Annotated in this window: 27 protein-coding genes; 24 read left to right on the top strand and 3 right to left on the bottom strand. The window is 34.2% G+C overall.

Annotation, left to right across the window (positions count from 1 at the left end):
• Positions 1 to 71 precede the first annotated feature (71 nt).
• The 23 genes from ATE47_RS04130 to ATE47_RS04240 all read left to right on the top strand — a co-directional run bounded on the left by ATE47_RS04130 (position 72) and on the right by ATE47_RS04240 (position 22,951).
• On the top strand, positions 72 to 620 hold the full coding sequence (locus tag ATE47_RS04130; RefSeq protein WP_062160764.1) for an NUMOD4 domain-containing protein: 549 nt from the start codon (positions 72 to 74) through the stop codon (positions 618 to 620).
• Positions 605 to 997 (top strand): GIY-YIG nuclease family protein, encoded by a 393-nt coding sequence (locus ATE47_RS04135; RefSeq protein ID WP_062160765.1) that lies wholly within the window; start codon positions 605 to 607, stop codon positions 995 to 997. The genes ATE47_RS04130 and ATE47_RS04135 overlap by 16 nt, the downstream gene beginning before the upstream one ends.
• On the top strand, positions 984 to 1,475 hold the full coding sequence (locus ATE47_RS04140) for a DNA-packaging protein (RefSeq protein ID WP_062160766.1): 492 nt from the start codon (positions 984 to 986) through the stop codon (positions 1,473 to 1,475). The genes ATE47_RS04135 and ATE47_RS04140 overlap by 14 nt, the downstream gene beginning before the upstream one ends.
• Positions 1,468 to 2,904 (top strand): phage terminase large subunit, encoded by a 1,437-nt coding sequence (locus tag ATE47_RS04145; protein WP_062160767.1) that lies wholly within the window; start codon positions 1,468 to 1,470, stop codon positions 2,902 to 2,904. Before ATE47_RS04140 ends, ATE47_RS04145 begins: the two co-directional genes overlap by 8 nt.
• A 64-nt stretch (positions 2,905 to 2,968) precedes the next feature.
• Entirely contained in the window at positions 2,969 to 4,324 is a 1,356-nt protein-coding gene (locus ATE47_RS04150; protein ID WP_062160768.1) for a phage portal protein, read from the top strand.
• Positions 4,321 to 4,443 carry a hypothetical protein gene (locus ATE47_RS19440; protein WP_257721521.1) on the top strand — a complete coding sequence of 41 codons (123 nt, stop codon included), beginning with the start codon at positions 4,321 to 4,323 and terminating at the stop codon, positions 4,441 to 4,443. The genes ATE47_RS04150 and ATE47_RS19440 overlap by 4 nt, the downstream gene beginning before the upstream one ends.
• Complete coding sequence (locus ATE47_RS04155; RefSeq protein WP_062160769.1) at positions 4,440 to 5,273, top strand: hypothetical protein; 834 nt, start codon at positions 4,440 to 4,442, stop codon at positions 5,271 to 5,273. The genes ATE47_RS19440 and ATE47_RS04155 overlap by 4 nt, the downstream gene beginning before the upstream one ends.
• A gap of 3 nt (positions 5,274 to 5,276) precedes the next feature.
• On the top strand, positions 5,277 to 6,563 hold the full coding sequence (locus ATE47_RS04160) for a hypothetical protein (protein ID WP_062160770.1): 1,287 nt from the start codon (positions 5,277 to 5,279) through the stop codon (positions 6,561 to 6,563).
• Complete coding sequence (locus ATE47_RS19190; protein ID WP_185097130.1) at positions 6,563 to 6,700, top strand: hypothetical protein; 138 nt, start codon at positions 6,563 to 6,565, stop codon at positions 6,698 to 6,700. Before ATE47_RS04160 ends, ATE47_RS19190 begins: the two co-directional genes overlap by 1 nt.
• 6 nt (positions 6,701 to 6,706) lie before the next feature.
• Positions 6,707 to 7,390: a hypothetical protein gene (locus ATE47_RS04165; RefSeq protein WP_150114784.1), complete on the top strand. Its 684-nt coding sequence runs from the start codon at positions 6,707 to 6,709 to the stop codon at positions 7,388 to 7,390.
• Positions 7,390 to 7,929, top strand: coding sequence for a hypothetical protein (locus tag ATE47_RS04170; protein ID WP_062160772.1), 540 nt, complete (start codon positions 7,390 to 7,392; stop codon positions 7,927 to 7,929). Before ATE47_RS04165 ends, ATE47_RS04170 begins: the two co-directional genes overlap by 1 nt.
• An 11-nt stretch (positions 7,930 to 7,940) precedes the next feature.
• Positions 7,941 to 8,834 carry a hypothetical protein gene (locus ATE47_RS04175; protein ID WP_062160773.1) on the top strand — a complete coding sequence of 298 codons (894 nt, stop codon included), beginning with the start codon at positions 7,941 to 7,943 and terminating at the stop codon, positions 8,832 to 8,834.
• A gap of 150 nt (positions 8,835 to 8,984) precedes the next feature.
• Positions 8,985 to 9,434 (top strand): hypothetical protein, encoded by a 450-nt coding sequence (locus ATE47_RS04185; protein WP_150114785.1) that lies wholly within the window; start codon positions 8,985 to 8,987, stop codon positions 9,432 to 9,434.
• A 229-nt stretch (positions 9,435 to 9,663) separates the two neighbouring features.
• Positions 9,664 to 10,299 carry a hypothetical protein gene (locus tag ATE47_RS04195; protein WP_062160777.1) on the top strand — a complete coding sequence of 212 codons (636 nt, stop codon included), beginning with the start codon at positions 9,664 to 9,666 and terminating at the stop codon, positions 10,297 to 10,299.
• Entirely contained in the window at positions 10,296 to 13,847 is a 3,552-nt protein-coding gene (locus ATE47_RS04200; RefSeq protein ID WP_062160778.1) for a hypothetical protein, read from the top strand. The genes ATE47_RS04195 and ATE47_RS04200 overlap by 4 nt, the downstream gene beginning before the upstream one ends.
• Positions 13,835 to 17,038, top strand: coding sequence for a fibronectin type III domain-containing protein (locus ATE47_RS04205; protein ID WP_062160779.1), 3,204 nt, complete (start codon positions 13,835 to 13,837; stop codon positions 17,036 to 17,038). Before ATE47_RS04200 ends, ATE47_RS04205 begins: the two co-directional genes overlap by 13 nt.
• 114 nt (positions 17,039 to 17,152) lie before the next feature.
• The gene (locus tag ATE47_RS04210; protein ID WP_150114786.1) at positions 17,153 to 18,034 is read left to right on the top strand and encodes a hypothetical protein; all 882 of its coding nucleotides are present in this window, start codon (positions 17,153 to 17,155) and stop codon (positions 18,032 to 18,034) included.
• On the top strand, positions 18,024 to 20,096 hold the full coding sequence (locus ATE47_RS04215) for an SGNH/GDSL hydrolase family protein (protein WP_062160781.1): 2,073 nt from the start codon (positions 18,024 to 18,026) through the stop codon (positions 20,094 to 20,096). The genes ATE47_RS04210 and ATE47_RS04215 overlap by 11 nt, the downstream gene beginning before the upstream one ends.
• A gap of 21 nt (positions 20,097 to 20,117) precedes the next feature.
• The gene (locus tag ATE47_RS04220) at positions 20,118 to 20,669 is read left to right on the top strand and encodes a phage holin family protein (protein WP_062160782.1); all 552 of its coding nucleotides are present in this window, start codon (positions 20,118 to 20,120) and stop codon (positions 20,667 to 20,669) included.
• Positions 20,635 to 21,204 (top strand): hypothetical protein, encoded by a 570-nt coding sequence (locus tag ATE47_RS04225; RefSeq protein ID WP_062160783.1) that lies wholly within the window; start codon positions 20,635 to 20,637, stop codon positions 21,202 to 21,204. The genes ATE47_RS04220 and ATE47_RS04225 overlap by 35 nt, the downstream gene beginning before the upstream one ends.
• A 211-nt stretch (positions 21,205 to 21,415) precedes the next feature.
• Positions 21,416 to 21,967: a glycoside hydrolase family 19 protein gene (locus ATE47_RS04230; RefSeq protein ID WP_062160784.1), complete on the top strand. Its 552-nt coding sequence runs from the start codon at positions 21,416 to 21,418 to the stop codon at positions 21,965 to 21,967.
• A gap of 136 nt (positions 21,968 to 22,103) precedes the next feature.
• Complete coding sequence (locus ATE47_RS04235; RefSeq protein ID WP_062160785.1) at positions 22,104 to 22,577, top strand: Panacea domain-containing protein; 474 nt, start codon at positions 22,104 to 22,106, stop codon at positions 22,575 to 22,577.
• A complete protein-coding gene (locus tag ATE47_RS04240; protein WP_062160786.1) occupies positions 22,577 to 22,951 on the top strand; it encodes a hypothetical protein in 375 nt (124 codons plus the stop codon). Before ATE47_RS04235 ends, ATE47_RS04240 begins: the two co-directional genes overlap by 1 nt.
• A gap of 33 nt (positions 22,952 to 22,984) precedes the next feature.
• Here ATE47_RS04240 and ATE47_RS04245 read toward each other — a convergent pair whose 3' ends face one another.
• The 3 genes from ATE47_RS04245 to ATE47_RS04255 form a co-directional block, all read right to left on the bottom strand.
• Positions 22,985 to 23,212 (bottom strand): hypothetical protein, encoded by a 228-nt coding sequence (locus tag ATE47_RS04245; RefSeq protein WP_062160787.1) that lies wholly within the window; start codon positions 23,210 to 23,212, stop codon positions 22,985 to 22,987.
• A gap of 114 nt (positions 23,213 to 23,326) precedes the next feature.
• Complete coding sequence (locus ATE47_RS04250) at positions 23,327 to 23,611, bottom strand: hypothetical protein (RefSeq protein ID WP_062160788.1); 285 nt, start codon at positions 23,609 to 23,611, stop codon at positions 23,327 to 23,329.
• A gap of 115 nt (positions 23,612 to 23,726) precedes the next feature.
• A complete protein-coding gene (locus ATE47_RS04255) occupies positions 23,727 to 24,866 on the bottom strand; it encodes a tyrosine-type recombinase/integrase (protein ID WP_062160789.1) in 1,140 nt (379 codons plus the stop codon).
• 224 nt (positions 24,867 to 25,090) lie between these two features.
• On the opposite strand from ATE47_RS04255, the gene ATE47_RS04260 reads away from it, so the two are divergent.
• A complete protein-coding gene (locus ATE47_RS04260) occupies positions 25,091 to 26,260 on the top strand; it encodes a THUMP domain-containing class I SAM-dependent RNA methyltransferase (RefSeq protein WP_062160790.1) in 1,170 nt (389 codons plus the stop codon).
• Positions 26,261 to 26,332 lie beyond the last annotated feature (72 nt).

Below are 26,332 nucleotides of genomic sequence, written 5' to 3' on the forward strand. Positions count from 1 at the left end.
CCAGAGATTAAATTTAAATCTTTGGAAGCGGCGAAAACTAAAGTAATTGCTAAAGTCTAAATAATTCAAACATGGCAGAGGGATTAATGAAGTTGTTAAGTTTAAGTTTAGAAAGTTTTCCGAATGAGGTTTGGGAAGAGATACCAGGTTATGAAGATCGTTATATGGTTTCAAACTATGCAAGGGTAAAAAGCATCATAAACAGGAATCCGAGAATCATTAAGAAAAGTATTTCATCCGGAAAATACAAAGTGACTTTAGTTAATAAAAGAGGAAGAATAACAAGCATTGGATGTGGTAGATTAGTTGCTAAAACATTCATTAGAGAACCAAATTCAGATGAGGTAGTAAGATATAGAGACGAAAACGTTTTAAATGACATTCTCTCAAACATCTATTTCAGTACAAGATCTGAATGCCTTAGAGCATCACCACGAAGGAATAGAATGTCTATAAGTGGAGAAAGAAACGGAATGGCAATATTAACCACTAATCAGGTTATAGAAATCCGGAAGAAAAGAAACAATGGAAATACTTACAATCAATTGAAAGATGAATATAAAGTCTCCATAGGTTGTATTCACAATATCATCACAAGGAAAAAATGGAAAACGGTTTAAAGTATAAAAGTTTACAACATTCAAAGAAGATGGCTGATAATGCAACTTTGGTGAATAAGAGTAAAAAACCAGATGGATATATTTATGTTTTACAATATGGGAGAAATAATATTTTCAAATTTGGAGTTAGTTCTAGTCCAGACCGAAGGATAAAAGATATTGATGCGTGTTCGCCAATTCCAGTTAAAGAGATTGGAAGATTCTATTTTAAAAATGTATACGAAATGGAAGAAATGATTCATGATAATTTAAAGGGAGGGTTAATCAGAAGGGAATGGTTTAAACTAAATGAATTATCTGCAAAAGCTATTTGCGAACAATTACAAGAAATGAGCAATAATGGAATATTTTTAATAAAGAAAGATGGCAGCACCTAAAGGAAATCAATTTTGGAAACTAAGAAGTAAACACGGTAGAGATAAATTATTTGAGTCTTCACAGCTCCTATGGGAAGCATCAACTGAATATTTTGAATGGTGTGATGAAAATCCACTAATTGAAATTGATTATAAAGGGAAAGATGCTGACAGGGTGGAAATACCAAAGATGAGACCTTATACTATCACTGGTCTCTGTTTATATTTAGATTGTAACGTCCAATATTTGAAAACTTTTAAGGCTCAATTAAATAAAAATGATGAAAACTATGAAGATTTTAACACGGTCATTACGCGTATAGAGGAAACTATTTATACACAAAAGTTCACTGGAGCAGCATCTGGGTTCTTAAATCCAAATATAATTGCAAGAGATTTAGGATTGACAGACAGCAAGGATGTTACCTCTAAAGGCGAAAAGATAGAATCAGGACCGTCAAAAATAACAGTAGATATTATAGCCCCTACAGATGAATAATATTAATTTTAAAGCCTCAATAGTCTTTCATAAGATATGGGAAGCTGTAAACCTTAGAAAGGTTAACGAATTAGGTCAGTTTGAACATATTTACAAATTAATACTTGAAGAGGGAAGTTCAAGAAGTACAAAGACCTGGAGTAATTTTCAGGTTTTATTTTTGTATTTGTATGAAAATCCTATTTCATCAGCTACCGTTTTACGAGACACTCAAAAGTCTTGCCGGGATATTGTAGAGAAAGACTGGAAAGAATGGTTAAAAGATCCGATGGTTCGGAAAAAGCAATTTGACAAAGGTGAAATTACTGTTGAAGAGCTAGACTCTTATCTGAAAAAGGAAAACCTTGCTCAATACTTCATCGAGAATAAAACCAACCATACTTGGACTTTTAAACATAATGGAAATATGCTGAGGTTTACTGGTCTTGACGATGAAGATGATGCTATGGGTATGACTCAAACCATTTGTTGGATTAATGAGCCTTACAACTTTAGTCATGAAGTTTATAAGCAGTTAGCCCAAAGATCGAAATTAATAATATTTGACTGGAACCCGAAACAAAACCATTGGATTGAGAAAGAGAAGTTAAAAGAAAGTACTTTTATCAACTACTCAACATTTAGAGATAACCCATTTATAAACCCAGAAAGCAAAAATCAAATTCTATCATATCAACCTATTAAATTTTGTGACGCTGTTGAATCGAAGCTATTAAGTGAGACGGAGGCTTTAAATTATGATCTCGAAGTAAACCCGAAAGGATTAACTGTAAGGCAGCTTAAAGAATTAAAACGGTGTATCTATAACGAGAAAACCAAATCAGAATCAGAATATCACTGGCTCGTTTACGGTCTTGGTAAAAAGTCGGAAAAACCGAATAAAATTTATAAAAATTGGGTTCCGATTACCCTTGAAGAATATAAGAAAAAAGATCTTAGGGGATATTTTGGGTTGGATTATGGCTTTGTTAATCCTACTGCGTGTGTTGAGGTTAAATACGATGGTGATCGTTCGTTTTATATCAGGCCGTTATTATACAAACCTATGAATAGTATGGGAGAGACGCCACTTGGTGAAGTTCTAACATCTGCAGGTGTGCCATCGGGTAACGTCACCTTTATTTGGGCTGACTCATCAGATAAAGAACCTGGTAGTGATATTTCGATAACAAATGATTTGCGGACTAACTATAATCTGAATGCTGTTCCGACAAACAAACCGACCTACAAGTCCAGATTTGAATTTATTACAAGGGCAAATATCTTTTATGTTCAGGATAATAATTTTGAAATGGAGTATGATGAGTACGAATATGAATACATCAATCATATTCCAACCGAGCGGCCGATAAAGAAAAATGACCACTACATGAACGCAATGGAATATTGTATTTGGGGAATTAAAGAGTATTTAGGATTGGCGTTTTAATAATTTATTTTCACCCTCTTACACCATAAAACAACTGCACTACATTTGTTTTCAAATAGTTAGTGTGAACATTTTTACTAAGTTAGGAAATGGAGTGGATGCGTTTAAATCAGCTTTTAACAGTGCTGAGGTTCCACCGTATTATGCAAGGCTTGAAGATGGCACACATTCTTACAATTTTGAAACCACTCGATTCGGGTTATTAGGGCTTTTAGGTTTTGGATCTGAATTCAACAGAGCGGTTGATAATCTAAAATACTACTACAAACACACATTATTTCTTCAAGATTGCATCAATTTATACGCTGATTTTGCTTCACAAGTGAGAATCATTGAAGTAGATTCAAAAGGTAATGAAATCGAAGAATCGGAATATCTAAAGCTATTACAACAACCAAATGCTTTCCAGAATAAAACCGACTTTATTAAGGAAATGGTGGTTAATAACCTTACTTATGGGGCCGTATTCCAATATGGCAACTTCTTCAAGAATGGCAATTTGAGAATGTCTTCACAATTATTCAATCTTGATTTCAATAACCTTTCTTTTCCTACAGTTAAAAACCGATACGCATTAAGTCGTAAAGATATAAGCGAACTGGAAATTAAAGAACATTTAGCGGATTCTAAGGTAAGGGATCTTAAAATGTATGAATTAGCTTATTTCTACGATACTATTCCAAATAACGGATATGGAAAGGACAGATACGATGCTGAGGGATTCTTTAAACCAATGTCTCGTTTATTTTCAATCTTATCATCCATTGACACTTTAACGAATAGCCAGAGTTCAATGGCATATACTTCCGGGAATAATGTAAATAAAGTACTTAGTAAAAAGCCATTAGCATCTGGGGCTGTTGCTCCATTATCCGGTGATCAGAAAGATGATATTGAGAGAAAGATAAACGGAAGGGGAAAGTATGGAGCTAGATCCGGAAAGGTTGGCGATGCAATAGCAACTAATGAAAGCCTTGACTTGTTAGATCTGACAAGAGACCATCGTAAAATGCAGCTTATCGAACAGCAGGAAAACGCAAAGGAAAACGTTCGTAACTGTTTTTTAATCCCGAAAGACTTCTTTGGTGAATCTACCTATGAAAATAAACAGATGTCGGAAGCCCGGTTTATCCTGGGGCAAGTTAAAACGATAACAGATAATTGGCTGAATGAGTTAATGGCTAAAACACCACTTTATTTCCAATCCAGACAAACAAAGCTAGTAGGGTCTTATAATCATATTCCAAGTATTGCCGAAACTAAAACTAAGCTCGAAAATGAGGGCTTTTTAGCTAAAGCAACAGCTTTATTAAAGCTTATGGATGTTTATGATCGCATGGTTGTAGTAAAGCCTGAATTAACGTGGGATGAATTTGTAAGAGTAAATCAGTTTAACGAACACTTAATGATACAGTCATGAAAAATATAGCCAATAAAATAGATAAGCTTTTGAAGGAAAAGGAGATTCCGGGGAATTTAAAAGTACAATTGGAAAAGAAAAAAGAAATTTTGTCAAAAGATAAAACAGTGAAGAAATGATTACACTAAAAGAAATATCAAATAAAACATTTTCATCAAACGACGAGGCTTTAAAGTTTCTGATTGAAAATAAAAAAATTGTCATTGCTAATAAAAGCAGTGTAACAAAAAGGTGTGATGGGATTTCTTTTTATGGAAATCTTAGTAATGAAAAAGGAGAAACGTTTAAGGCGGATTCATCTATTGATATTTCTTCAGTAAATCAAATAAAAATAGTGGCTATTGGTAATACCTGTAATTATTATGATTCTCATGGCGATGTATCAATAAATGGCTCATGGAATAGAACTTCCAAAAATACAAAGGAGGGCTTACATCTCCAAGAACACAAATGTCAGTTTGACCATATAATAGCTGAGGGACCAGATGTTAAGTATGCCGTTGAAATAAAAGCATGGAAAGAGATAGGTTATGAATATGAAGGATCTACAGAATGCCTGGTGCAATACTCAATAGCAGATAAGGAAGATAACCCATATATGTTTAAAAAATACATTCAGGGTAAAGTAAAACAGCATTCAGCAGGATTGCGATATGTTAAAATGGAACTATGTGTAAACAATAACGCAGATTGGGCGAAAGAAGAAAAAGAAAATTGGGATAAATATTATCCATCAATTGTAAATAAAGATGATGTTGATGAACGCGGTTATTTCTGGGCAATTCTGGAACAGAAAATTATTGAAGTTTCAGCAGTACCCCGAGGAAGTAATCCTGCAACACCAACAACATCCGTTGAACCCGTCGTAGACACTTCAACAAAAGAGGACCCGGCCGAGGCCACTCCTACAAGTGTACCAAAAAAATTAAATGTATTTATTAAAATCTAACAAATGTTTAAAAAGTTTTTAGAGAAAAAAGGCTATACGGTTGACAAGTTCAATGAGTTAGAAGCTGAAAAACAAATGGAGTTGCAGAATGAATATTTGGGGGAAATTGAGTCTCAGGTAGGAAAAGCGGCAACCAAAGAAGAAATGAACCAGGCTATTAAAGATGAGCTAAAGAAGCTTTCAGATGGTCAGATCAAAGAAATTGCAGATGATATTGCTTCAATCCAAGAAAGTATGAAGTCTGGATTTGGGGGAATTGTAGTAGATGAAGAAAAGCTACTTGAAACAATTGCAGCAAAGCAGGAAGAAATAAAAAGCATCTATAAAGCAGGGACCGGAACAATTGAAATCATGGTCGTTCCAGATGTAAATAAAGCAGTTGGGACATTAACAACAACAAGCGGGACAATCACAGGAATGGATGCGTTGTTGGCTACTCAATTAAATCCTTTACAAAGAATTGAATTGGATGTAATGGATATTGAAAGCGAAGTTACAACATTTGCCACATCAGATCCTATTTATACCTATACATACGCCCTGCCAAAAGATGGAAAGTTTGAATTTCAGGCAGAAGGAGAAGTTAAGGAACAAATTGATTTCACGTGGAAAAATGGAAGTTCCAATGTTAAAACCTTTGCTGCGTGGGAAAAATTAACCGAACAGGCAGTACAAGACGTAAAAGGGTTGCTTTCAGTCGCTAGAGGCTATTTAAAGGATCGACACGATTATGATAAGGCTTTAGCAATTGTTTTTGGAGATGCGACTTTTGATATTGACGGAATTGTCGGAACTGCTACTCCGTTTGTTGCAGGATCATTAGCTGCTTCAGTAACTGATCCAAATTTCACAGATATTATTTCTGCCGGAATTCTTTCAGTGAGAACCAGAACTAATTATCCAGGTGCTCCTAGATTTAATCCTAATGTAGCTTATGTAAACCCAATTGATTTCTTCAAAGAGTTTACCGCTGCTAAAGACAAAGAAGGTCGACCGTTATATCCGACAGCTCAATTAGGAGTAGTGGTTATCGGAAATACTATTGTAAAACAAAGATTTGAAATTCCAGTTGGAAAAATTTTGATCGCCGACCTTAAAAAGGTAATGCTTTCAAATTATATGCCTTACACTGTGAAAATTGGATGGGTAAATGATGACTTTATCAAAAACCAATTTGTATTGCTAGGAGAATCAAGATTCCACTTATTTGTGAAAGAATTAGATAAAGCGGCCTTCTTGTATGATGATATTGCCACTATTAAAACTGCAATTACTAAACCTGTTGTATAATGAAAGTTAAATTATTAAAACAAGTTGGAGGCTATCCGAAAGACACTGAGCTTGAAATTAAAGATAAGACAGTGATTGAGGCTTGGGAAAATTTAGGAGTAATCGCTAAAGGAAAGCCAACAAAAGAAGAAAAATAAAAAACCATGAGCCTGATAGACAAAACATATTTTGAACAATGGAATTTGATTCCAAATGTAAATGAACCAGATCCTAACAACCGAACTTCGGAGGATCTGGACTCTACTATTGAGCAGGTTGAAAAGGATGTTTTGTCTTATGCTTTTGGGTGGAAAATGTGGGAAGATTTCAAACAGTTTATTAATGCCGAAGGAGGATTGAGTAATTCAGCTCCCCAAAACTATAAAGATATAGTTGATGGGAAAACCTATCAAAAAGTAATCAATGGGGAATCTAAAGATTGTTATTGGAAAGGTTTGCTGGAAACATCGCCTAAATCGTCACTATTAGCTGATTTTGTCTACTACACATATAAAGTACATAACGCGACTATGACCACCGAATTTGGCGAGGCGGCAGTTGATGGTAAAGTGGGAAATAAAGCGAGTATAACTCCAAAAGTAACAAAGGCTTATAATCAATTCGTTAAAAAATTCAATGGTGGCGTGAAGTCGTTTCCTAATGGATATACGATGGAAGGAAACCTATATTGGTTTATTAATGGAGGGGTTGATTATTATGGAGTTTGGGACACTTATGGTGATGTTTCGCTTATGAGGTTTTTATTGGATAATAAAGATTCATATCCATTGCTTGACACGGAAATAAAAAAGTTTGGAATGCCTATTAAAAATGAATTTGGATTGTAATGGTTAATCATAACGAAATACTTGAAAGCGTCTTAGATAAGAAGTTTACCGTTGTTTATAATGGTAAAACATTCACCAATAATTTTATTGAAGGGGATATTTTTCAAGTGTGGGAGGTTTTGAATAAAAAACAAACTAAATATCCTTTAATATGGCTTCAAAGCGGTTATAGAGTTAGGGAAAGTATATTGCCTGGTAATAAGACCAAAGAAATGCTTAATTGTAGTTTCTACCTAATTACAAAAGGTGATGCTCACGATTTCAATTCAAAACGATACTCTGACACATATAAATTTATTTTATATCCATTGTTAGAAAAGTTTAAGAAAGGGATTTCCGAAACAAAAGGAATTTCGCTCTCAAATGAATATGATTACATAACCTTTCCTTTCAATGATATTTCTGAATTAAGCGCAAAAGAATCTAATTCAAAACGGTTGCCTCAGAAAACCACTATATCCGACATCTGGGATGCGGTGTATTTAAATATAGGAATTACAATTAACGGGGGATGTTTCCCTGAATTTACAGTTAAATAAAAAACAAAAATATGCTTACAAAATTAAATTGTAATACGGCCGAAATGACACCACGATTAGGTGATCTTTTCTGCGGAGAAAAACAAATAGTAGGTTTCATTCTTAAGAAAAGAGGATTTACAATTGATCCTGCAACTTTTGATAAGGAAGCCTTAGACCTTCTATATAAGGAGGATAAGATTATTGGAATGATCGAATTCTTTACAGTTGAAGACAACGATCAGGATGCCGGAACTGCAACATCAAGCAGAAACGAAATGATTGAAACGATGCCAGGAACAAAAGGCTATAACTTCATTTTCAATAATGGTAGTTGTTTCCAGAATCAAATTCAATTACTTCACGGAAGTAAAAGCTATGAATTTATCCCGGTATTTGATGATGGTTCAGCTCTTTGGGCGGAAACGGCGGATGGAAGAATCAAAGGATTCGATGCTAACCTATTTACCGGAGTTAAAAAATACCAAACATCTGCGGATGTGGCTGGTTCTACATTGAGAGTTTACATCACACCAAGTGCAATGTCTTACTGGCAAGGTGCTGCTTATAATTACATCGGGTCTGATTTCAGATTCAATGAACTAACTCCAACTACTGGATTAACCATTACGGTGCCTATTTTAACGGCTGCAGCAACTACTACAGCCGTTTCGATTAAAACATTATGCTCAGGCGCGCCAGTCGCAGGACTTACGACAGTAGCGAATTGGAAAATGAGAAGAAATGATGTGCTGGAAGCGGTAACAGCGGTTGTTAATTCTGGAAATGAAAATTACACATTTACACACGCAGCCTTAGTGGCGGGTGACGAAATCTCATTTGAAATCAACGTTACAGGTTATCCGGTTTATGTTTTAGATACAAACTATTATGCCGGAAAGTCTAATGTAGTAGAAGTAGTATAATGGAGGCAAAGATTGGAAAATACACAGTTTCAGTTTTGGAGGGTTTCAATACCGAAAAAGAAGCCATTGACTTTGTTATAAAGTCTTTTCCGGACCTGACTAAAGATGAGGTTAAGCCATACGTAAAGCCATTAATCAAAAAGCAGAAGGATGAACCCAATAGCACTAAAAAGAGGGATTCAGAAGGCAATTCAGCAAGTCCCAAAGCTGATTGATGAAACGATAAAAGAAAGTAATCTCGAAGATATTAACCGAGATAACTTATTACAAGGTAAGGATAGCGAGGGCAATGATATGCCCTTCTATTCTCCTAATTCGGAATACGGCTTTGAAAAAATGAGACGTAATCCCAAAAATAGAGGGAGATGGGATTTAAGAAATACCGGAGAGTATCATCGTGGAATTTACACGGAAATAAAAAGGAATCAGGTTCTTTTCAAGCAAAGAGTTCGAAATGCAAAGGCAATGTGGATAGCAAGGGCAATGGAAAGAGCAAATAGGATTTCACTCGGTATTCCTCAGACAGAAATGGATGAAATTCTCATCGAAAAAGCACCGGAAATAAAAAAGAAAATAGAAAGAATTATTACATCAGCTTAAATGTGTAATTGCAGTAAACAAATAACGGAAAGTGAATGCCAAAGGCTGCGGAAATATGTAAATGACCCACTAAACAGAACATTTATCTATCACATTTTTGATGATAAAGGACTAAAGGTGGCATTTGTTCCGCCTGATAAAAATCCTAATCAAATGGCAATTGAACGCGGTTTTTTAGATGAAAATGGAAATCCAGAATGGTATCACGTATCAGAACACCCATGTTTAAATGAATAACTACAAAATATATCAAGACAGTAAAGAAATCCCGCTCTGGAATTATAAAAGAATAGTACAGACTGAGGATTTTTTTTATATGGTAAAAGGATATGAATCAGGGGATTCTGTCGAATTGAATATTGATGAATTAAAGGTAAAATTTCATGAAATAGAACAAGAATCTATTATTTCCCTTAATGAGAAGAATGCAGATTTCGCTTTATATGGCAAACTTGAAAGATTGAAGTTAGAATTATCAATGTTTTTGGTCTTGGATGAAGTGATAAAGTTAAAAATCCAGGAAAAGAATCTTTGTGATAAGCTTGAAATTGACTTTGACAGGACAATCATCGAAGAAATGTTGTCAAAATTTAAAATCCCTAAAAAAGAAAATCTTTCAGAGCAGTCGGAAATCGTTAAACAAAAAATCACCAAATATGAAAACGACTTGGAAGAGGTATTAAGTAAGGTTAAAAAACCTAAAGAAAACCCAGAAGAGTTCGATATAGACGAACAAATAATAAATGTGAAAATAGGTTTGGAGGTTGATTTTGATGAAAGAAAAACATCATTATATCAATACCAAATATACATAAAGGCTTTAGTAAGAAAGATTGAACAAATCGATAAAATTAATCGAAAATGAGTGAGAAATTAGCCATATATGACAAGGAAAAAACGGTAAAAGACCTTCAAGATGTAAACAAAGAGGTTGATGTTTCTATTCGAAAGTTTATGGAGTTAGTAAACATGACTGAAAGAGCATCACAGGGTTTTTCCCGTGCAACACCCAGAGAAGTAACGGCAGCATTCCGTGTAGGTGGTGAAGTTATGAGTGGTAATATTCGTATAACCAATGAGCTTTCTGAAGCCCAAAGGCGCCTTGTTACAATAAACAGAAACATGACTGTTCAAAGCTCGGCACTCTCTGGGACTATTGCTCAACAATCAGAACGCGTCCGTCAATTAACGGCAGCTAATCGGGAATACGCGAGGGAACAACTGCGAATTGAAGCTCTTTCAGATAGAGAACGTCAAAGATTAGGTAATACAGTGATGTTGTATGGCGCCGTTCAACAAAAGTTAAATAAACTACAATTTGAATATAAAAACCTGGCAATAGCTAAACAATTAGGTATCACTCTGACGGATAAAGAAATCCAAAGAATGGAATATTTGGAAGCAAGAATAAAGCGTTATGATCAGGCCCTTAAAGCTGTTGATGCGTCTATGGGAAGACATCAAAGAAATGTTGGTAATTATGCGAGTGGTTATAATGGATTAAATATGTCTGTTGCTCAGTTGGCAAGAGAAATGCCCGCTTTCACATATTCAGTTCAGACGGGATTTATGGCTCTTTCGAATAATATTCCAATATTCATGGATTCTGTAAGGGCTGCGATTGCCCAGAATAAAGCTTTAAGAAATGAAGGGAAAACCACTGTTCCAGTATGGAAACAGGTGGGATTGGCGGTTCTTGGTTTTAATACTATTCTTTCCATAGCCATTACTTTAATGACTGTTTATGGTAAAGAAATCGGTGAGTGGGTTAAAAGTTTATTTCAAGCAAATGGTGCGGTTGGAATTCTCGAACGAAGTACAAAAGCATTAAATCAGGCTAGAAAAGAAGCTATAAAATCAGCAGCAAGCGAAGTTAATACGCTTGAAAAACTTTACAGGGTTTCCACAAGCGAAAACGCATCAAGAGAATCGAGAATACGAGCGGTTAATAAGCTTCAATCATTATATCCTTCTTTTTTTAAGAATCTTTCTGACGAAACAATTATGGTTGGAAAGGCGAAAGATGCCTATTTAAGACTAAGAGGGGCTATTTTAGATAGTGCGAGAGCGAAGGCTATTGGGAATATATTAGAACAAAGGCAACAGAAAAAGCTTGAAGATGAAGAAAAACTAAATAAACTTCAAAATGAACAAGTTCAAGAGGCCCTAAAGCTCAGAAAAGACATCAATGGCTCTACATCTGAATTTGTTAGAGACGGACAAGGCGGCTTAATCAAGAAAGATATTGACAATAGTATTGTTTACAAGAGAACGTTGAATGATATAAATATCACCTTAGATAAAAAAAGAAAACTTAATAAAAAGTACTATGAGGAGAATAAGTTCCTTATGGATGAACAATACAAACTTGAAAACAAAAAGGATGTTCTTAATTATGAAGGTGATAAAAATGGAAAAGATGAAAGACCCAAAAAACCTTCCAGCGCACAATTAACGGCAGCTCAAAAAGATTATTTAAACAACCTTCAAGCTGAAAAAGACAATGCCCTTGCAATCCAGAAAGAAAAATGGATGAATATGGAGATTGACGAGAAAACTTATTGGGAAAACTATATTAAGATTGTTAAGGATTATCGTGATAGGGTTGCTGCATATCTTAGAGGATCAAATTCTAAAGAAAGACAGGTTGAAGCTTCTGCAAGAAAAAGAGCAATTGACGAATTAGAAAAAGCTAATGAGGAAATTTACGATTATGAGAAGAAAAATTTAGAAGAAACTAATAAAATGAAGGTAAATGAGCTTGAAAGAAGTGCATCACAAATTGCAGAATCAGATTATTTGACTGACTATGATCGACTTAACAAGCAAATTGCTATTGATACTGAAATTATAAATGAATTAACTACATTCTACGATGATCAAATTGATTTAGCAAAAAAAGCCGGAAAATCAGTCTTAGAATGGGAAAACAAACGCGATGAAGAAATAGGTAAAATTCAGGATGATAGAATGAAAAAAATGAGATCTCTTCCTGAAGCTATGGTTAATCAAGTCAACGCAGATGCAGAAGCTTTAAAATTACAAGGTGAAATAACTTATGAACAGCAAAAAAGAGCAATTTTATCAAACAAACGATTAAGTACAGAAGATAAATCGTTTCAATTATCAGTCCTTGATAAGCAAAATCAGATTAATATAAATAATCAGGAAATTGAAAGGTTAGATACCTTGAAGGGGCAATTAGTTTTAAAAAGAGCGATTAACCAATTAAACGGATTACCACCAATATTAAGCCCGGAAGATGAGCAAAAATTAAAAGAACTTGAAGCGGCTAAGGAGAGATTAACGACTGAGAACGACCAAAACAATAAGGATTTAAATTTACTGACCTTTGATAAAATTGCTCAAGGGTTGAGACCTTTGGTTGATCTTGTTGGTAATAGTTTAAAAGATTTGGGATTGAATCAAATTGCCGATCAATTTTCAGTAATGTATGATAAAGTACTTGCAGAAGGGAAAGAATTTTCATTATCAAACAAAGAGATCTTCCAAGCTGCAACGGCAGTTATTTCAGATTTCTCCCAAATGTTTATCAATAAGCAAAAAGAGAATTCTATCTCAGCATTAAACGAACAACTTAAACATTCCCAAGAAACTACAGAGCAGGAAATTGGGTTTATCAATCAGCGCCTTGAATATCTAAATGGCTTAGACGAATTATCGAAAGAGCAAATGACCGAACGTAATCGCTTGGAAGATGAAGCCAGAACTTATAAAGAACAACAGTTACAGAGAGAAAAGTTAATTGAGACCCAAAAAGCCAAGGCTGAACAAAAAGCCGCAGCACAGCAGGCATTAATCAACGGAGCATTAGCGGCAACTATGACATTGGCTCAAATGGGATTCGTTGCTGGCGCAATTCCAGCAGCTTTAGCTTTAGCCTTTGGTATTGCCCAATCTATTGCAATCAGCTCAAAGAATCCGGTTCCTCAATACTTTGTAGGAAGAAAAGACGGGCCAGCAGAATGGGCTTTAACCCAAGAACGAGGACGAGAGCTAATCACCGATAAAAACGATAATGTTTTAAGTTTAGGTAGTTCAAGAGGTGCTAAGAAAACATGGCTTAATAAAGGTGACAAAGTTTATACTGCAAAAGAAACGGCAACTATCTTAAAAGATATGGGTTCTTTACCAAAATTAGGGCAAAACGTTTACCGAAAAGCTGCTTTGCAGAATATTCAGGCTCCGGTTATAATTCAGAACAAACAAGAAGACTATTCTAAAAAAATAATTGACGGTTTAGCTCAGAAGTTTGAATCCATAATTAAAAGAAATTCTAATCCGGAAATTCAATATATCAATGGAAAAATTATTCAATATCACGGGTCGAATAATCCAGTTATCCGCGGGAAATATGATCCAAAAACAGGTGAAGAAGTATGGTACCAATAAAACATATTTTAAATGAATCAGGCGTTTCGGAACGGTTTAAATTAGTTGTTCCAGATGGAAACTATGAAGGCGAATATAGCATCAAAAAACCTGATGGGTGGAATGATATAGACTCTATTGTAAATATTAATGAAGAATTCTTCAATATCGAAGATTTTATCATCGGAAGTTCGACAAAAATAAAATTCACTCAATTCTCAGATCCCGAATCTTTTAATTTGATACGCAATGTTTATAATGAAAAAGGAGGTGATGGAAGAATAATTTTTAAATGGATTGCAGTAAAGGACGGCATTGAATACGATTTGCTTTCAGAAAACTTTGAAATTAATTTCAATAAAAAAATGGAATCATTTGAAAAAACAATGATGGCCACGGAAATTGAGTTGATTAAAAGTGAGTCGCAAAATAAAATTTACACTCGGGAAGATATAACAGTAGATTTATTCGATACGAAAGATCTGGATGAGAATGACATTAATCCAGTTGCAACTTTTCCTATAGGATATAAAAAAGGAGATAAAGTTCTATCTAACTTTTACACGTTTGATATTTCTCAATTTTATTTTGGAGTAAATGGAGGTGTAAAAAGTTTCTTTTATTCCTTTGTAAGAGCTGATGATTCCGGATTTGGAATAAATACAAATAAATATTCCAGTTGGCGAAACAGCGATACACGGCTTGGTGCAAGAAATTACCAGGGACCGTTTGTTGAAACCAATATAAACTTGCCAAATTTAAAAGCCGAAATAAGCAATATGAATATTTTGGTTGAAAAAGACATTGCGGGTGAAAACTTTGCGGACGCTTCTCTTTTTGCTATAATTCGCGTCGGAGACACAGAGGTGAGGAGAGTTTTTTTAAAGCAAACAGTTTCTGTACCAATTCCAGCAGGAGGTACATATGGTGAAATAAAAATTGATAATGCCATATATGAACTAGGCAATTTAAATCCGGGTGAAAATTTAACTTTTGAGATTATTAGTAATGTTTCGGAAAATTTAAAAGGATTTCCACTGGGAGATAATACTTCAATTGAATTAACGACAAATATTGAAAGCCCCTTAGTGAGAACAAAGGGAATTCGACTTCTTGAAGCTTTGAATCAAATTGCTAAAAACTACACATCAGGCGAAATTACAGCTGATAGTTTTATTTTGGGATCAGGGGGATCATTTTACAATACTAGCATTTCAACAGGCATGTATTTACGTGGATTGCCTGAAATTTATTTATCCCAAAAAATGAAAACATCACTAAAAAGTATTCTACATGAAGGAGCCGCTAAGCTTTTGGCATTAGGATATGATGTTATGGATAATAAACTAATCGTGGAAGATATTGGATATTTTTTCAAAGACTTAAAATGTTATGATTTATCAGAAAAACAATATGTAAGGGAAGGGTTTAAGCTTGAACACGACAACGACATATCTTACAATAATTTACTTTTTGGCTCTAAAAAGTACTCAACAGAGGTAAAGTTTGACATTAAAAATTTTAACACTTCAGCAGAACTCAGTACACCAATTAAAACCAACAAAAATAAGTTTGATAAACAGACTGAATTAATTATTGATTCTTTTAAAATTCAGGAATTAATTGAAGATAAAAGTTCTGCAACAAACGATAATGATGATGACAAAGTTTTGATCGATATGGTTCAAGTCAATGATGTATGGGATCAGGGTGTATTTCAAAACTGTTCCCATACAGAGGATGGAGGTAATTTACTTCTTAACTGTGTTAGTCCTCCGTTTGATACAACACTAATAGAAGTGGGAAATTTGATAGAAATAGTAGACGGTTATAACAAAGGCACATGGACTGTACTAGAAATTTCAGGAGCTAAAATGAAACTTGACAAGACTTCGGGAATCCAATCGGGGATTGTAGATACCCCTATCAAGTATAAAATCACTGCATTAGTTAAAAACAGGACAAATGAAGGTTTCAACATATACTCTTTAAATGATCAACCTACAATTTTCAGCCCTGAAACAGCGACGAATATTCGGCACAACCCGAAATATCAATTAGCCAGATGGTGGCCATTATTTGGAAGTGGATTAAGGAAAAAATTAAATTCTGAGTTATTAAAAGTAACTAATTACAAAAACAATTCTGAGGCTAAAATGGAAATTGTTACTTCCGATATGTCAAACGAACTTCAGGGACCTGTTGTAGTGGGAGAAGATGAAACACTATCCAGAATGAGGGACTATAAGGCAACGTTCTTTACGGGTGAAAAAATTGAGATCAGTTATGATAAAATCACTTTCGAGGAATTCTTTGACATTTATAATAATTGGAAGTTTGGAGAAAACAACAATCGAGCCATGAGCAGGGGATTTATTTCTTGTAATACACCTTATGGTATTTACGATATTTATCCTTTCGGGCCTGGAGCATTTTCCCATAGCAAGGCGAAAAACACCTTAAACATAAAAGGCAAAGTAAAAGGACGATCGGTTGAAAACCCGATCCTATTAAGCGTTATTCAGGTTGATCGAAATACGGTTACATTAAATTGGGATTATGTTATTGATTACGTAAATCCGGTTATTAAGATACAATATTCATTGGACGGTTCTAATTGGGAAACTATCCACACGGTTTCCAATGTTAAGACTGCTACTTTTTCTAATAATATTTTCAATGGTATAATGACCGGGGAAACCGTTTATTTTAGAGTGTGCGTAACAACGGCAGATTTTTATAACAAAGTTTCAAATTCATTATGGGCGATCTGGCAGTTCAATGATTGGGCGATAAAAGAGATTTCAAGAACTGAAAATGTGAATTGCGGGTACAGTTATTTGACTTTCGAGATAAAAGGAACGGGTAATTTTGAAATATTTTGGAGTTTCTTTACTTCCGTATCAGGTGGAGAATCTTATGTAACTGACCTTTCCGATAATTCAACGGTAGTTTCTTTTGCTCCGCCTTATCCTGGAGATCAGACAACCACGCTTTCAATGACTAATGAGACAAAGCAGTTTTCAGTAATGGTTAAAAACTCAAACAAGACAGCGGGTGGAATTACACTGAGTTGTACGTTTGGAAATGTTATATATCCCGTTGATGCCACTTTGAATTTTGAAATTACTGATTTAGCGACTGGGGATATTAATTATTGGGTTTTGAGCGCGGAAACCGAAAAAAGATACCGAGGAAATAGTATTCCATAGTTCACCCTCTTACACCATAAATATATGGATATAAATTTGTGAGTAACAATAATTTAGCCTTGTTTGGCGACAAGACCAATCTTGCAAGGCTGATTTTGTTATGAAAGAAGAATTATGCAGAAGTTTTGGTACCATAGTCCCGTACGTTTTTATAAAACAAAGGTGGAATTGTCAGATATGACAAATCCCCAAAATACACAGTTCTTTGGGAACAAAAATCCTTATCCGTTAGAAATCAACGAATATCATCGTTTCTTAATTCCTGATTACCAAAACGAAATTGAGACGGAAGAATTGGAATTATGGTTGGTTGGTGATAATGAGTATCGAATACCATGTGAGTTTGGTATAAATGGTGGGAAACTTTACCGAGTTACATTTATTTTCGATCAATGGAAACAGGGAAACTTTGAGATCCGGAATTCAGAAGGTGAAACCCTTTTCTATTCAAACTGTGTTGAATTTAGAGATAGCACCGAACCAGATGGGAGGAAATTCATTCGTGTTGCTACAAGGCACTATTATAATAAAAGCCTTTTTGCCTTTCAGAACAGCCAATTTGATTGGGTGGTAACTAATCTTCCAGCTCATTGCTTAGGACAATTTACAATAGATTCAGAGTTTGAAACGCAGCGAACAGGAAATAATAACGGTCTTGAAATAGCCGATTCTTTCGCTGATGAAGTCGTTTCTTACCAATTCATAGGAAATGGAGATTCAAACATTTTCTCTTTCCTAATAACACATGTCCTTAACGACACTTTTTACATTGACGGAACTAAACGAACAATCAAAGAAAAACCGGATGTTGACGAATTCGCAGCACTGGGAACATTCAAGTTTGTAAACGTCAAAGATGAAAACGGACTCAATATAACTTTAGATGAAGATACGATATTCTCTGATGCCTTTAAATCAGTTTTAGGCAACGGGGAAAAGACAGCTATTTACGTGTATAATGAAAACTATATAATACCAACAGACAATGCCGGATAAAATAATATTTGCGCCATTTGTAAAGGCGGTTCCCACAACTGAAATTCCAATCACACAAAACCCTCTAATGGGACATATTGTTAATTACAACAACGAGGGGAAAATAACATTTACACCTATCGACTCCTTCAGAACACAAATTATGACAGGAATTGCAGGTGAAGCGACACCATCTAGTTCGCCAACCCCTTGGAATTCTGGAGACCCTGATTTGTTCGAGAAGTGGGATATTAAAACAGCAGGAACTTATACGAACTTTTTAATATCTCCAGGAAACCCCGTTGTAGTAACTACTGATGATCTAAAAGAAAACTTTGTTCAGATATGGGTTACAAATGGAGTTTCTCAAAAAGTTTTATCAGAAAAGCCAGAAAATGTAACAAGTATCCCTCCTTTTGAAGATTTGCCATTCCCCGTAACCGAAGGAACGCAAGCGACTTATGGGGATTCAATATGGGAAGTAAAATCGGGTCAAACGGTAACTATCTCCGATGTCCCATCTACGGACGTAAACAGTAAATGGATTTCTTTAGGATTAACCCTAAATAGTACTTTCAAGAACTATTTAAACCCTACTTTAGAAGTCGGCGCTCTGGCTCTTAATAATGGAGCTGTAACAGGTTCAACCACAAGAGGTAGAACGGTTTCATTTTTAGATATTTCTTATGCCTCTCAATTGGAATTGATAGGAAACATGTTGTTTCAAAATATTTTCTATTATGATTTAAACAATGCTTTTATTTCTACTCAAGTAATTAATGGTAAAACTTTCACTCCAACAATTCCGGGAAATGCAGTAAAGTTTAAATTTTCTTTATATCACACAACCAATACTCAGACTGTTACTCAATCTGAATTAAATGCGTTAATTATAAATTGCTATTCAGCACAAGATACAACAATGAAAACAGTAGTTGAAAATTCAACTAACTCCGTCAAGGTATCTACGGATTATGGAGCTTTCATAATTAACTTAGGCGATGGTGTTTATAAAGAATTAGGAGGAATTGACGTAACTAACGGTAGTGACGCAAGTAATAATATTAGAATCCGAACAGAGAAAATTAATGTTTTAGATGGAATTTATTCTTTAACTCAAGATTCCGGTTATGTTATTTCGAGAGTAGTTTATTACAAAGATGGTGTTTATACAGGATCATACGGGACATTGCCTGATTTCACAATTAATACATCGACAGTTAACCAAATTCGCCTTGTTTGGTCGAAAACCAATGCTTCAACAGTTATTACACAGGCTGAAGTAGACGCTTTTAAATTTACGCTTCAAAATAAAACTGTAAGTAAGTTTGAGCAACAGCAAAATATCATAAAAAAGAATGCTTCTAAAGTTACTTCATGGTTTACAAACAAAAAAATGTCAAGTATTGGTGATTCTATTACTTATGGTTTCATTCCCCGCAACTATACAGGTTATCCCGGGCAATTAGATAGTTACGCAAAACAAGCTGCGACTTTGTTAGGTATGAAATGGGAGAATATGGGTATCTCTGGAAGTACAGTAGGGGAAGTAACTGCTGGTGATACGGTTACACGGGATCCAATGGTAGATAGATTTTCTTCAATGGCGTCTGATGCGAAGGTTATTACTTTTATGGGTGGTACTAATGACCTTAGGAATATCTCTAATTTAGGAACAATGACCAGTAGAGATAAGACTACATTTTACGGAGCATTACATCTTTTAATTCAGGGACTATTAAATAAATATGTTTACTCACAAAATTTAACGCTTTCAAAGGATATTTTAATTGTTGGTGTTACCCCAATTAAAATTTACCCAAATTCAACCCATAACACCCTTAAAATGACAGATTATGTTGCGGCTATGAAAGAGGTTTGTGCATATTATGCGGTTCCATGTTTTGACGCTTACAATTTAAGTGGCTTAACTCCAGAAGAATTTAGAACACTGCAAGGGACGGAAACGGGCTATACCGACATGTATAATCCATTAATTACAGATGGTGTACACCCAACAAAAGAAGGAAACGCAATTTTCGCACAAAGGTTCGCTGGATTCTTGAAAACTCTGGTTGGATAAACCAATTAAATTAATAACAAGATGATTAAACAATTTATAATTAAAAATCTTATTTCCATTCACTCTGGTGGATTGGGAGGTAAGATTTGGAGTTCTATCCAGCTTGCGGCAATTCCGGCGGTGGGTGTGACTATTACGGAAAAGCTTATTGGTTGGTATATTGACAGCCAGATATTCATAATCATTTTGGTGGGGATGTTGTTTGTAGATTTAATTCTTGGAGTCTGGAAACATTGGAAATTACACACATTTTCTTTTAAGCGAATGATAAAAGGATTCATGGAAAAAGTGGGCCTTTTAATACTTTTCTACTTCATCAGTGAAGCCTTAATTCAAATAATAGCAGATGCAGATCTTGATAGCGTATATGTCAAAGTACCTCTCAAATTAATTATGTTCTTTTATTTAGCCGGAAACGCTTTGGTAAATATGGGAATTATATCGAACGGAAAAATACCACCTTTAGCACTGCTTTCCAGAATTGAAAAATTCAATAAAACTTTAAATATAGAAGATCTTAACCTAAAAAATAATAAAGATGAAAAAGATATTGATTCTAATAATCCTGAGTAGTCTAATTTTAGGCTGTCGGACGAAGCAAAAGGCTGTCTCGTTTACAAAGCAGGGAAAAACCGAAATTGAACGTGTTAAATTTGATTCTGTTAAAGAGGAAAATGTAAAGCATGAAACCAAAAAAATAATTGATAATTCGGTTCAACAAAAAAAAGATTATTTTTCGGGTGATATAATTATCAAAGGTAAAAGCGATTCATTAAACCCATTACAATTTCATAACATCGTCAACGGTGACACGCTTCAAAGTATTTCGATTAAAGGCAATGCTGATTATATTATAAATAACCATTTCCAAAAATCAGAGCAGAATAAAACAGAATCCGGAAAAGAAGAAAGTTTGAATGTTATTCAACAGACAGCGCGGGATCTGGTATCGAAGGAAACCATAAAAGAAGTCGCGGAGGTAGTTACAACGAAAACAAATGAGATTACATCAAGGGGTTTTCAAGCGGGAGCTTGGATTGTCTGGGCTTTGCTTGGTGTTGTTGCGATTGTCGCAATAGGAATTTACTTTTATTTTAAACGAAAATGACAGAAACAATGCTAAAGGTCTTATTGGCTTTTACATACTACTTGCTCGGCGTTGGTTCCGGGATATGTTTAAAAATTTTAATTGATAATTATCTTGAAAAATGAAAAATGATATTATAGCTATTTAATCACATCGAATTTGATGTTTTTAAGAAAAAAATAAGATGAAAGTTATTTCGCTAAAAAAAATTAAAAATTAAATATCTTATAAAATGAACAGAAAGATTTTCTTTGACGAATATAGAAAGAATTTAGATCCAGATCATAAGCTTGATCAAAAAGAAGTAGAGGCAATTGATTTATTTCTTAATTTCTATGAAAGGGATAAGTTAACCTTTACTTTGCCACAATGGGCTTATGTATTTGCAACAGTTTTGCATGAAACCGGAGCAACATTTTTACCGCTGAGAGAAGCGCCAAGATTATCTGAAGAATGGAGAAAAAGAAACTTCCGGTATTTCCCGTATTACGGCCGTGGATATGTTCAGATCACCTGGGAAAGAAATTATTCGCTTTATTCTAAAAAAATAGGTGTTGATCTTGTAGGAAATCCGGATTTAGCTATGAAACCTGAATATGCATGGTTTATCCTTATCGATGGCTTTAAAAATGGTGTATTCACCGGAAAAAAGATTTCGGATTACATCAACGAAAAAAAGAAAGATTATCGAAACGCCCGCCGATGTATTAACGGAACCGATAGAATGGATCTGATCGCTAAATATGCTGTGCAATTTGAAAAAATACTTTTGCTTTCTAAATAACACGTCAAGTTTTGTCGCTGTTAGGTATTATATTTGTGGATAATAAGTTGGTATAAGATTTGGATTTTAATTTTTACCACCATATTTTTGCAAACTTTTATTGAATTATTATTCAATAATTACATATATTTGTTTTATGAATACTGCCTTTAAAACTAAAAATCAATATGATAGCATAGTAGGAGCTAAGCTCTTACTGGCTTTAGCCCATCAAAAGGGTATTGTACTGAACACTACTAAAGTGCAGAAGATGCTTTATATTATATATTCATATTTTTTAGCAAAACATGGCTATGAAATATTTACTGAAACTCCTAAAGCTTGGCCTTACGGTCCAGTATTTCCAAGAACAAGAAAAAATGTAGATTATAGCAAGGTTTATAAAACATCAGACACTGAACTAGAAAATATCATAAAAGAAAAGGATATTGTTGAAAAGTTTAATAGTGTGATTGATAAGTATGCACGATTTTCTGCATCTCATTTGTCAAATTGGTCACACATGGAAGCTGGCCCGTGGGATAAAACCACAAAACAACCCCAATTTAAATGGGGTGACTATATTCCTAGCGAATATATTAAAGATTATTTTTCTAATTTAGAAGTATAATGAGATTAGAGGACATTGTTCAAAGTGCAGGACAAGATACATCAAGTCTGGTAAACAATGATTTAGATATTGATTCAGATGATCTTAAGGTTCAGATAAAGCTCAAGCAGCTTGAACAACAACGATATGCTTCTGACACTATTGATAGAAAATGGCTTGCGATATGGACCGCGGCAATAGTTTCATTGTGGCTACTATTGGTAATTGCTATTCTTATATTAAATAAAATATTAAACATTGGCTTATCTGATACTGTTCTGGTTACACTTCTGGGAACCACAACGATAAATGTATTAGGTTTATCATTTATCGTTTTAAGGGGACATTTTCAATCCTCGCATACAAGTAGCAATCCAACAGAAAACCAATCATAATAAACAATCCCCACTTTTAGGTGGGGAATTTTATTAATCTATATTTTTAAAGTTGTTTACATAGTATTCTTCAGCTTTACGGTCTTTTTCTTCTTGTGGTAAATCGACATCTTTTAAAGCATCTATATAAATATTCTTAATAAACTCTTTTTCAGACGTTACAAATTCGTATTTAAAATCTTGTAACATATTAATAAAAGACTCAGATTGATCAGCGTATTTTTTTGCCAGTCTTATCATAAATTTAGTAGGTGTTTCCATGGAAGTTTTTTTCGCTAATATATAAATTTTGTGGAAAACTTTTTAATACGTCAAGTTCTGTCGTAGAAGTGGTTTTACTTTGGCGTGTGTGAATCTTTTCTAATCCAGTCTTCATCAATAAAAGGATGATTCTTTTGTAAGCTCTAATGTTGGCTTTAATATTTTTCTTGCAATGATTTTAGTCTCTTGTTTTTCTCCTTCCGGCGTTCCTGTTAAAAGAATTGAAAAAGTAACATCTTCATGTTTCTTTAAAAACCCACATCGGAAAGCTAAATTTTTGTAAGTATAAACATCCAAAATCTGGAACCGATCAACAGAGACAATCCGAATAATTCTCTCCTTGAATTTCCCTACTTGTGTTTCATCGAATACTTTTAAAACTGTTCCCGAAAGTTCCATAATTAAATTTACAAAATTAAAATAAAGGTAAAATTAAGTTTATGATGCAAATCAATTATTTTAATGCGACAAAACTTGACGTAAAAAAGGCGTGGGGATTAGCTACGCCGGATTATTAATATTCATCAAGTTTTATTTTCTTCGCTTCTTCAAATCTGATGTTATTAATATAATTTGCATAAATCTCTGTCATTTTTTCCTTTGAGTGACCAAATATTGTACTTACTGTTTTTAAATCAATTCCGGCTTTTAATTTATCATTCCCTCCCTTATGTTTAAGAGAGTACAATTTCTTATTTATTTTTAAACCCTGAATAACTATTTTCCTCCATAAATCAGTAGGATATTTTCTTTTTATCTGGTAAGGATTAGGACAGTAATAATTTTCTACTAATCCAGGTGTTCTGTTTGGCGTGTTCGCTCCAAATAGGTAATAATCAGAATTAGAAAAATCAAATTTTAAAAGATGTTCCTTAATAGTTCCAATCAACGGAACAAATCTTGTTTTATTGGTTTTAGAGTTTTCTGAACTAATAATAATAACGCCCTGATCAAAAAGAACATCCTTGCATTTTACCTTAAGTAATTCACCGGGTCTTATTCCCATATAATAGACGATTGAACAAAATATATAGTAATTTATATGAAGGCCTTTCAACTTAGAAAATACTATTTGCTGTTCTTTATCACTCATAATTTCATATCCGCCAATATTAACTTCCTTTACTGCCTTAATTTCTTTAGTAGGCGAGGTTCTTATTATTTCCCACTCCACCAGCTCCGAGAATATTGAATTTAAATTACGTAATATTTTATTGTAGTTCCTGCCAGACCATGACCTGTCATTCTTGGCTAAATCCAGAATTGTTTTAATGTGTTGACGGTCATATTCAAGAACGCTTAACTTTTCATATCCTGCTTTCTTATTGTATTCTTTTATTATATTAACGGCAATTGTATATTCCTTGTATGAACCATCACTAAGAGAATTTCTTTTCTTTTCAAGTCCAAAATCAAGCGCCTCAGAAAAAGAATATCTTTCCGTTTTCTTTGCTTTCGGATCCCAGCCTTTTAGTATATCTCTCTCAATGGACGCCTTAAGTACCTCAGCTTTGAACATTCTATCTTCAAATGTTTTTTCAGAATTAAGGCCTTTATATATTTTTTTTATAATTTTACCATTTAAGTAGAGATAGACATACCATTTTTCATTTAAATTTTGTGATGAAAATATTCTAACTTCTATTTTTTTCATGATTTAAATATTTTAATAAATTTACTACTTTTTACTATAAGTTTTATATTTAATTCGTAAACACCTTTAAATTAATTACTTAAAGAGTTACGTAAAAAATAACTAAATTTGCGAGGTAAAAGGAAAAGTATTTTAAGATTAAAGCATTGAAAAGATCAATTAATTTGATAATTGAGCTCACAATCTTTTAGTTTTTAAATCATTAAATCTTTTATTTATTATTTATGAACACAGAAAATATAAAAATTCAAATAAAAACTTTCTTTGGATTAGAACAAATTTTAGCAGAGGAAATCAAAAAATTAGGGGGAAGAGAGGTTGAGGTTAAAAATCGCGCAGTCAATTGTGAGGGCGATTTAGGTTTTTTGTATAAAATTAACTATTCTTCCAGAACGGCTTTAAAAATTTTAGTTCCGATTCATGAGTTTAAGGCTTTCAATCAACATCAGTTTTATGACAGGCTTTTCAAATTCAACTGGGAAGAATTTATGGATGTTGACCAGTCTTTTGCGATTGATTCTACCGTGAATTCTGAAACTTTCAAGCATTCGCAATTCGTGACTTTGAAGATGAAAGATGCTATTGTGGATTATTTTCAGGAGAAATTCAAGAGACGTCCAAACGTAGAACCTAAAAGCCCGGATATCAAGTTTCATCTTCATATCGACAGGGAATTGGTCACCATTTCTTTGGATTCTTCAGGTGATCCTTTATTTAAAAGAGGATACAGAAAAGAGCAGGGTGAAGCGCCGATCAACGAAGTTCTGGCAAGCGGAATGCTTCAATTGGCAGGCTGGGACGGAAAAGGGAATTTCCTTGATCCGATGTGTGGTTCCGGAACTCTTTTAATTGAAGCAGCGATGATCGCTCTGGATCTTCCGGCACAGATTTTCAGAAAAAGATTTGCTTTTCAGAACTGGAAAAATTACGATGCTGATTTATTTTCAAAAATTAAAGAAGTCAGAATCGGAAGAATAAAGGAATTTACCGGAAAAATAGTTGGTTACGATATCGATGCGAGAATGCTGAACGCCGCAAGAACGAATATTGAAGCAGCTGAAATGGAAGATGTTATCGAGGTGAAAAAACAGGATTTCTTTGAATCTAAGAAAGAGCTTTTCCCATTGTTAATGGTCCTCAATCCACCTTATGATGAGAGAATTTCGATCAACGATGATGATTTTTACAAGAAAATAGGGGATACTTTCAAAACAAGCTACCCGAATACTCTGGCTTGGTTAATCTCTTCTGATTTGGAAGCGGTGAAGAAAATCGGATTGCGCCCGTCAAGAAAAATTAAGCTTTTCAATGGTAAGCTGGAGACGAGATTTTTGCAGTATGAGATGTATGAGGGAACGAAGAAAGTGCATAAACTTGAAGGAAAACAAGACTAAACTAAGCTTGTTGGAAATAAAATAATCCTTCAACGATTCAATTTGACATTATTTTGTCACGCTGGAAACGTT

Source organism: Chryseobacterium sp. IHB B 17019 (genome assembly GCF_001456155.1).
Taxonomy (GTDB): domain Bacteria; phylum Bacteroidota; class Bacteroidia; order Flavobacteriales; family Weeksellaceae; genus Chryseobacterium.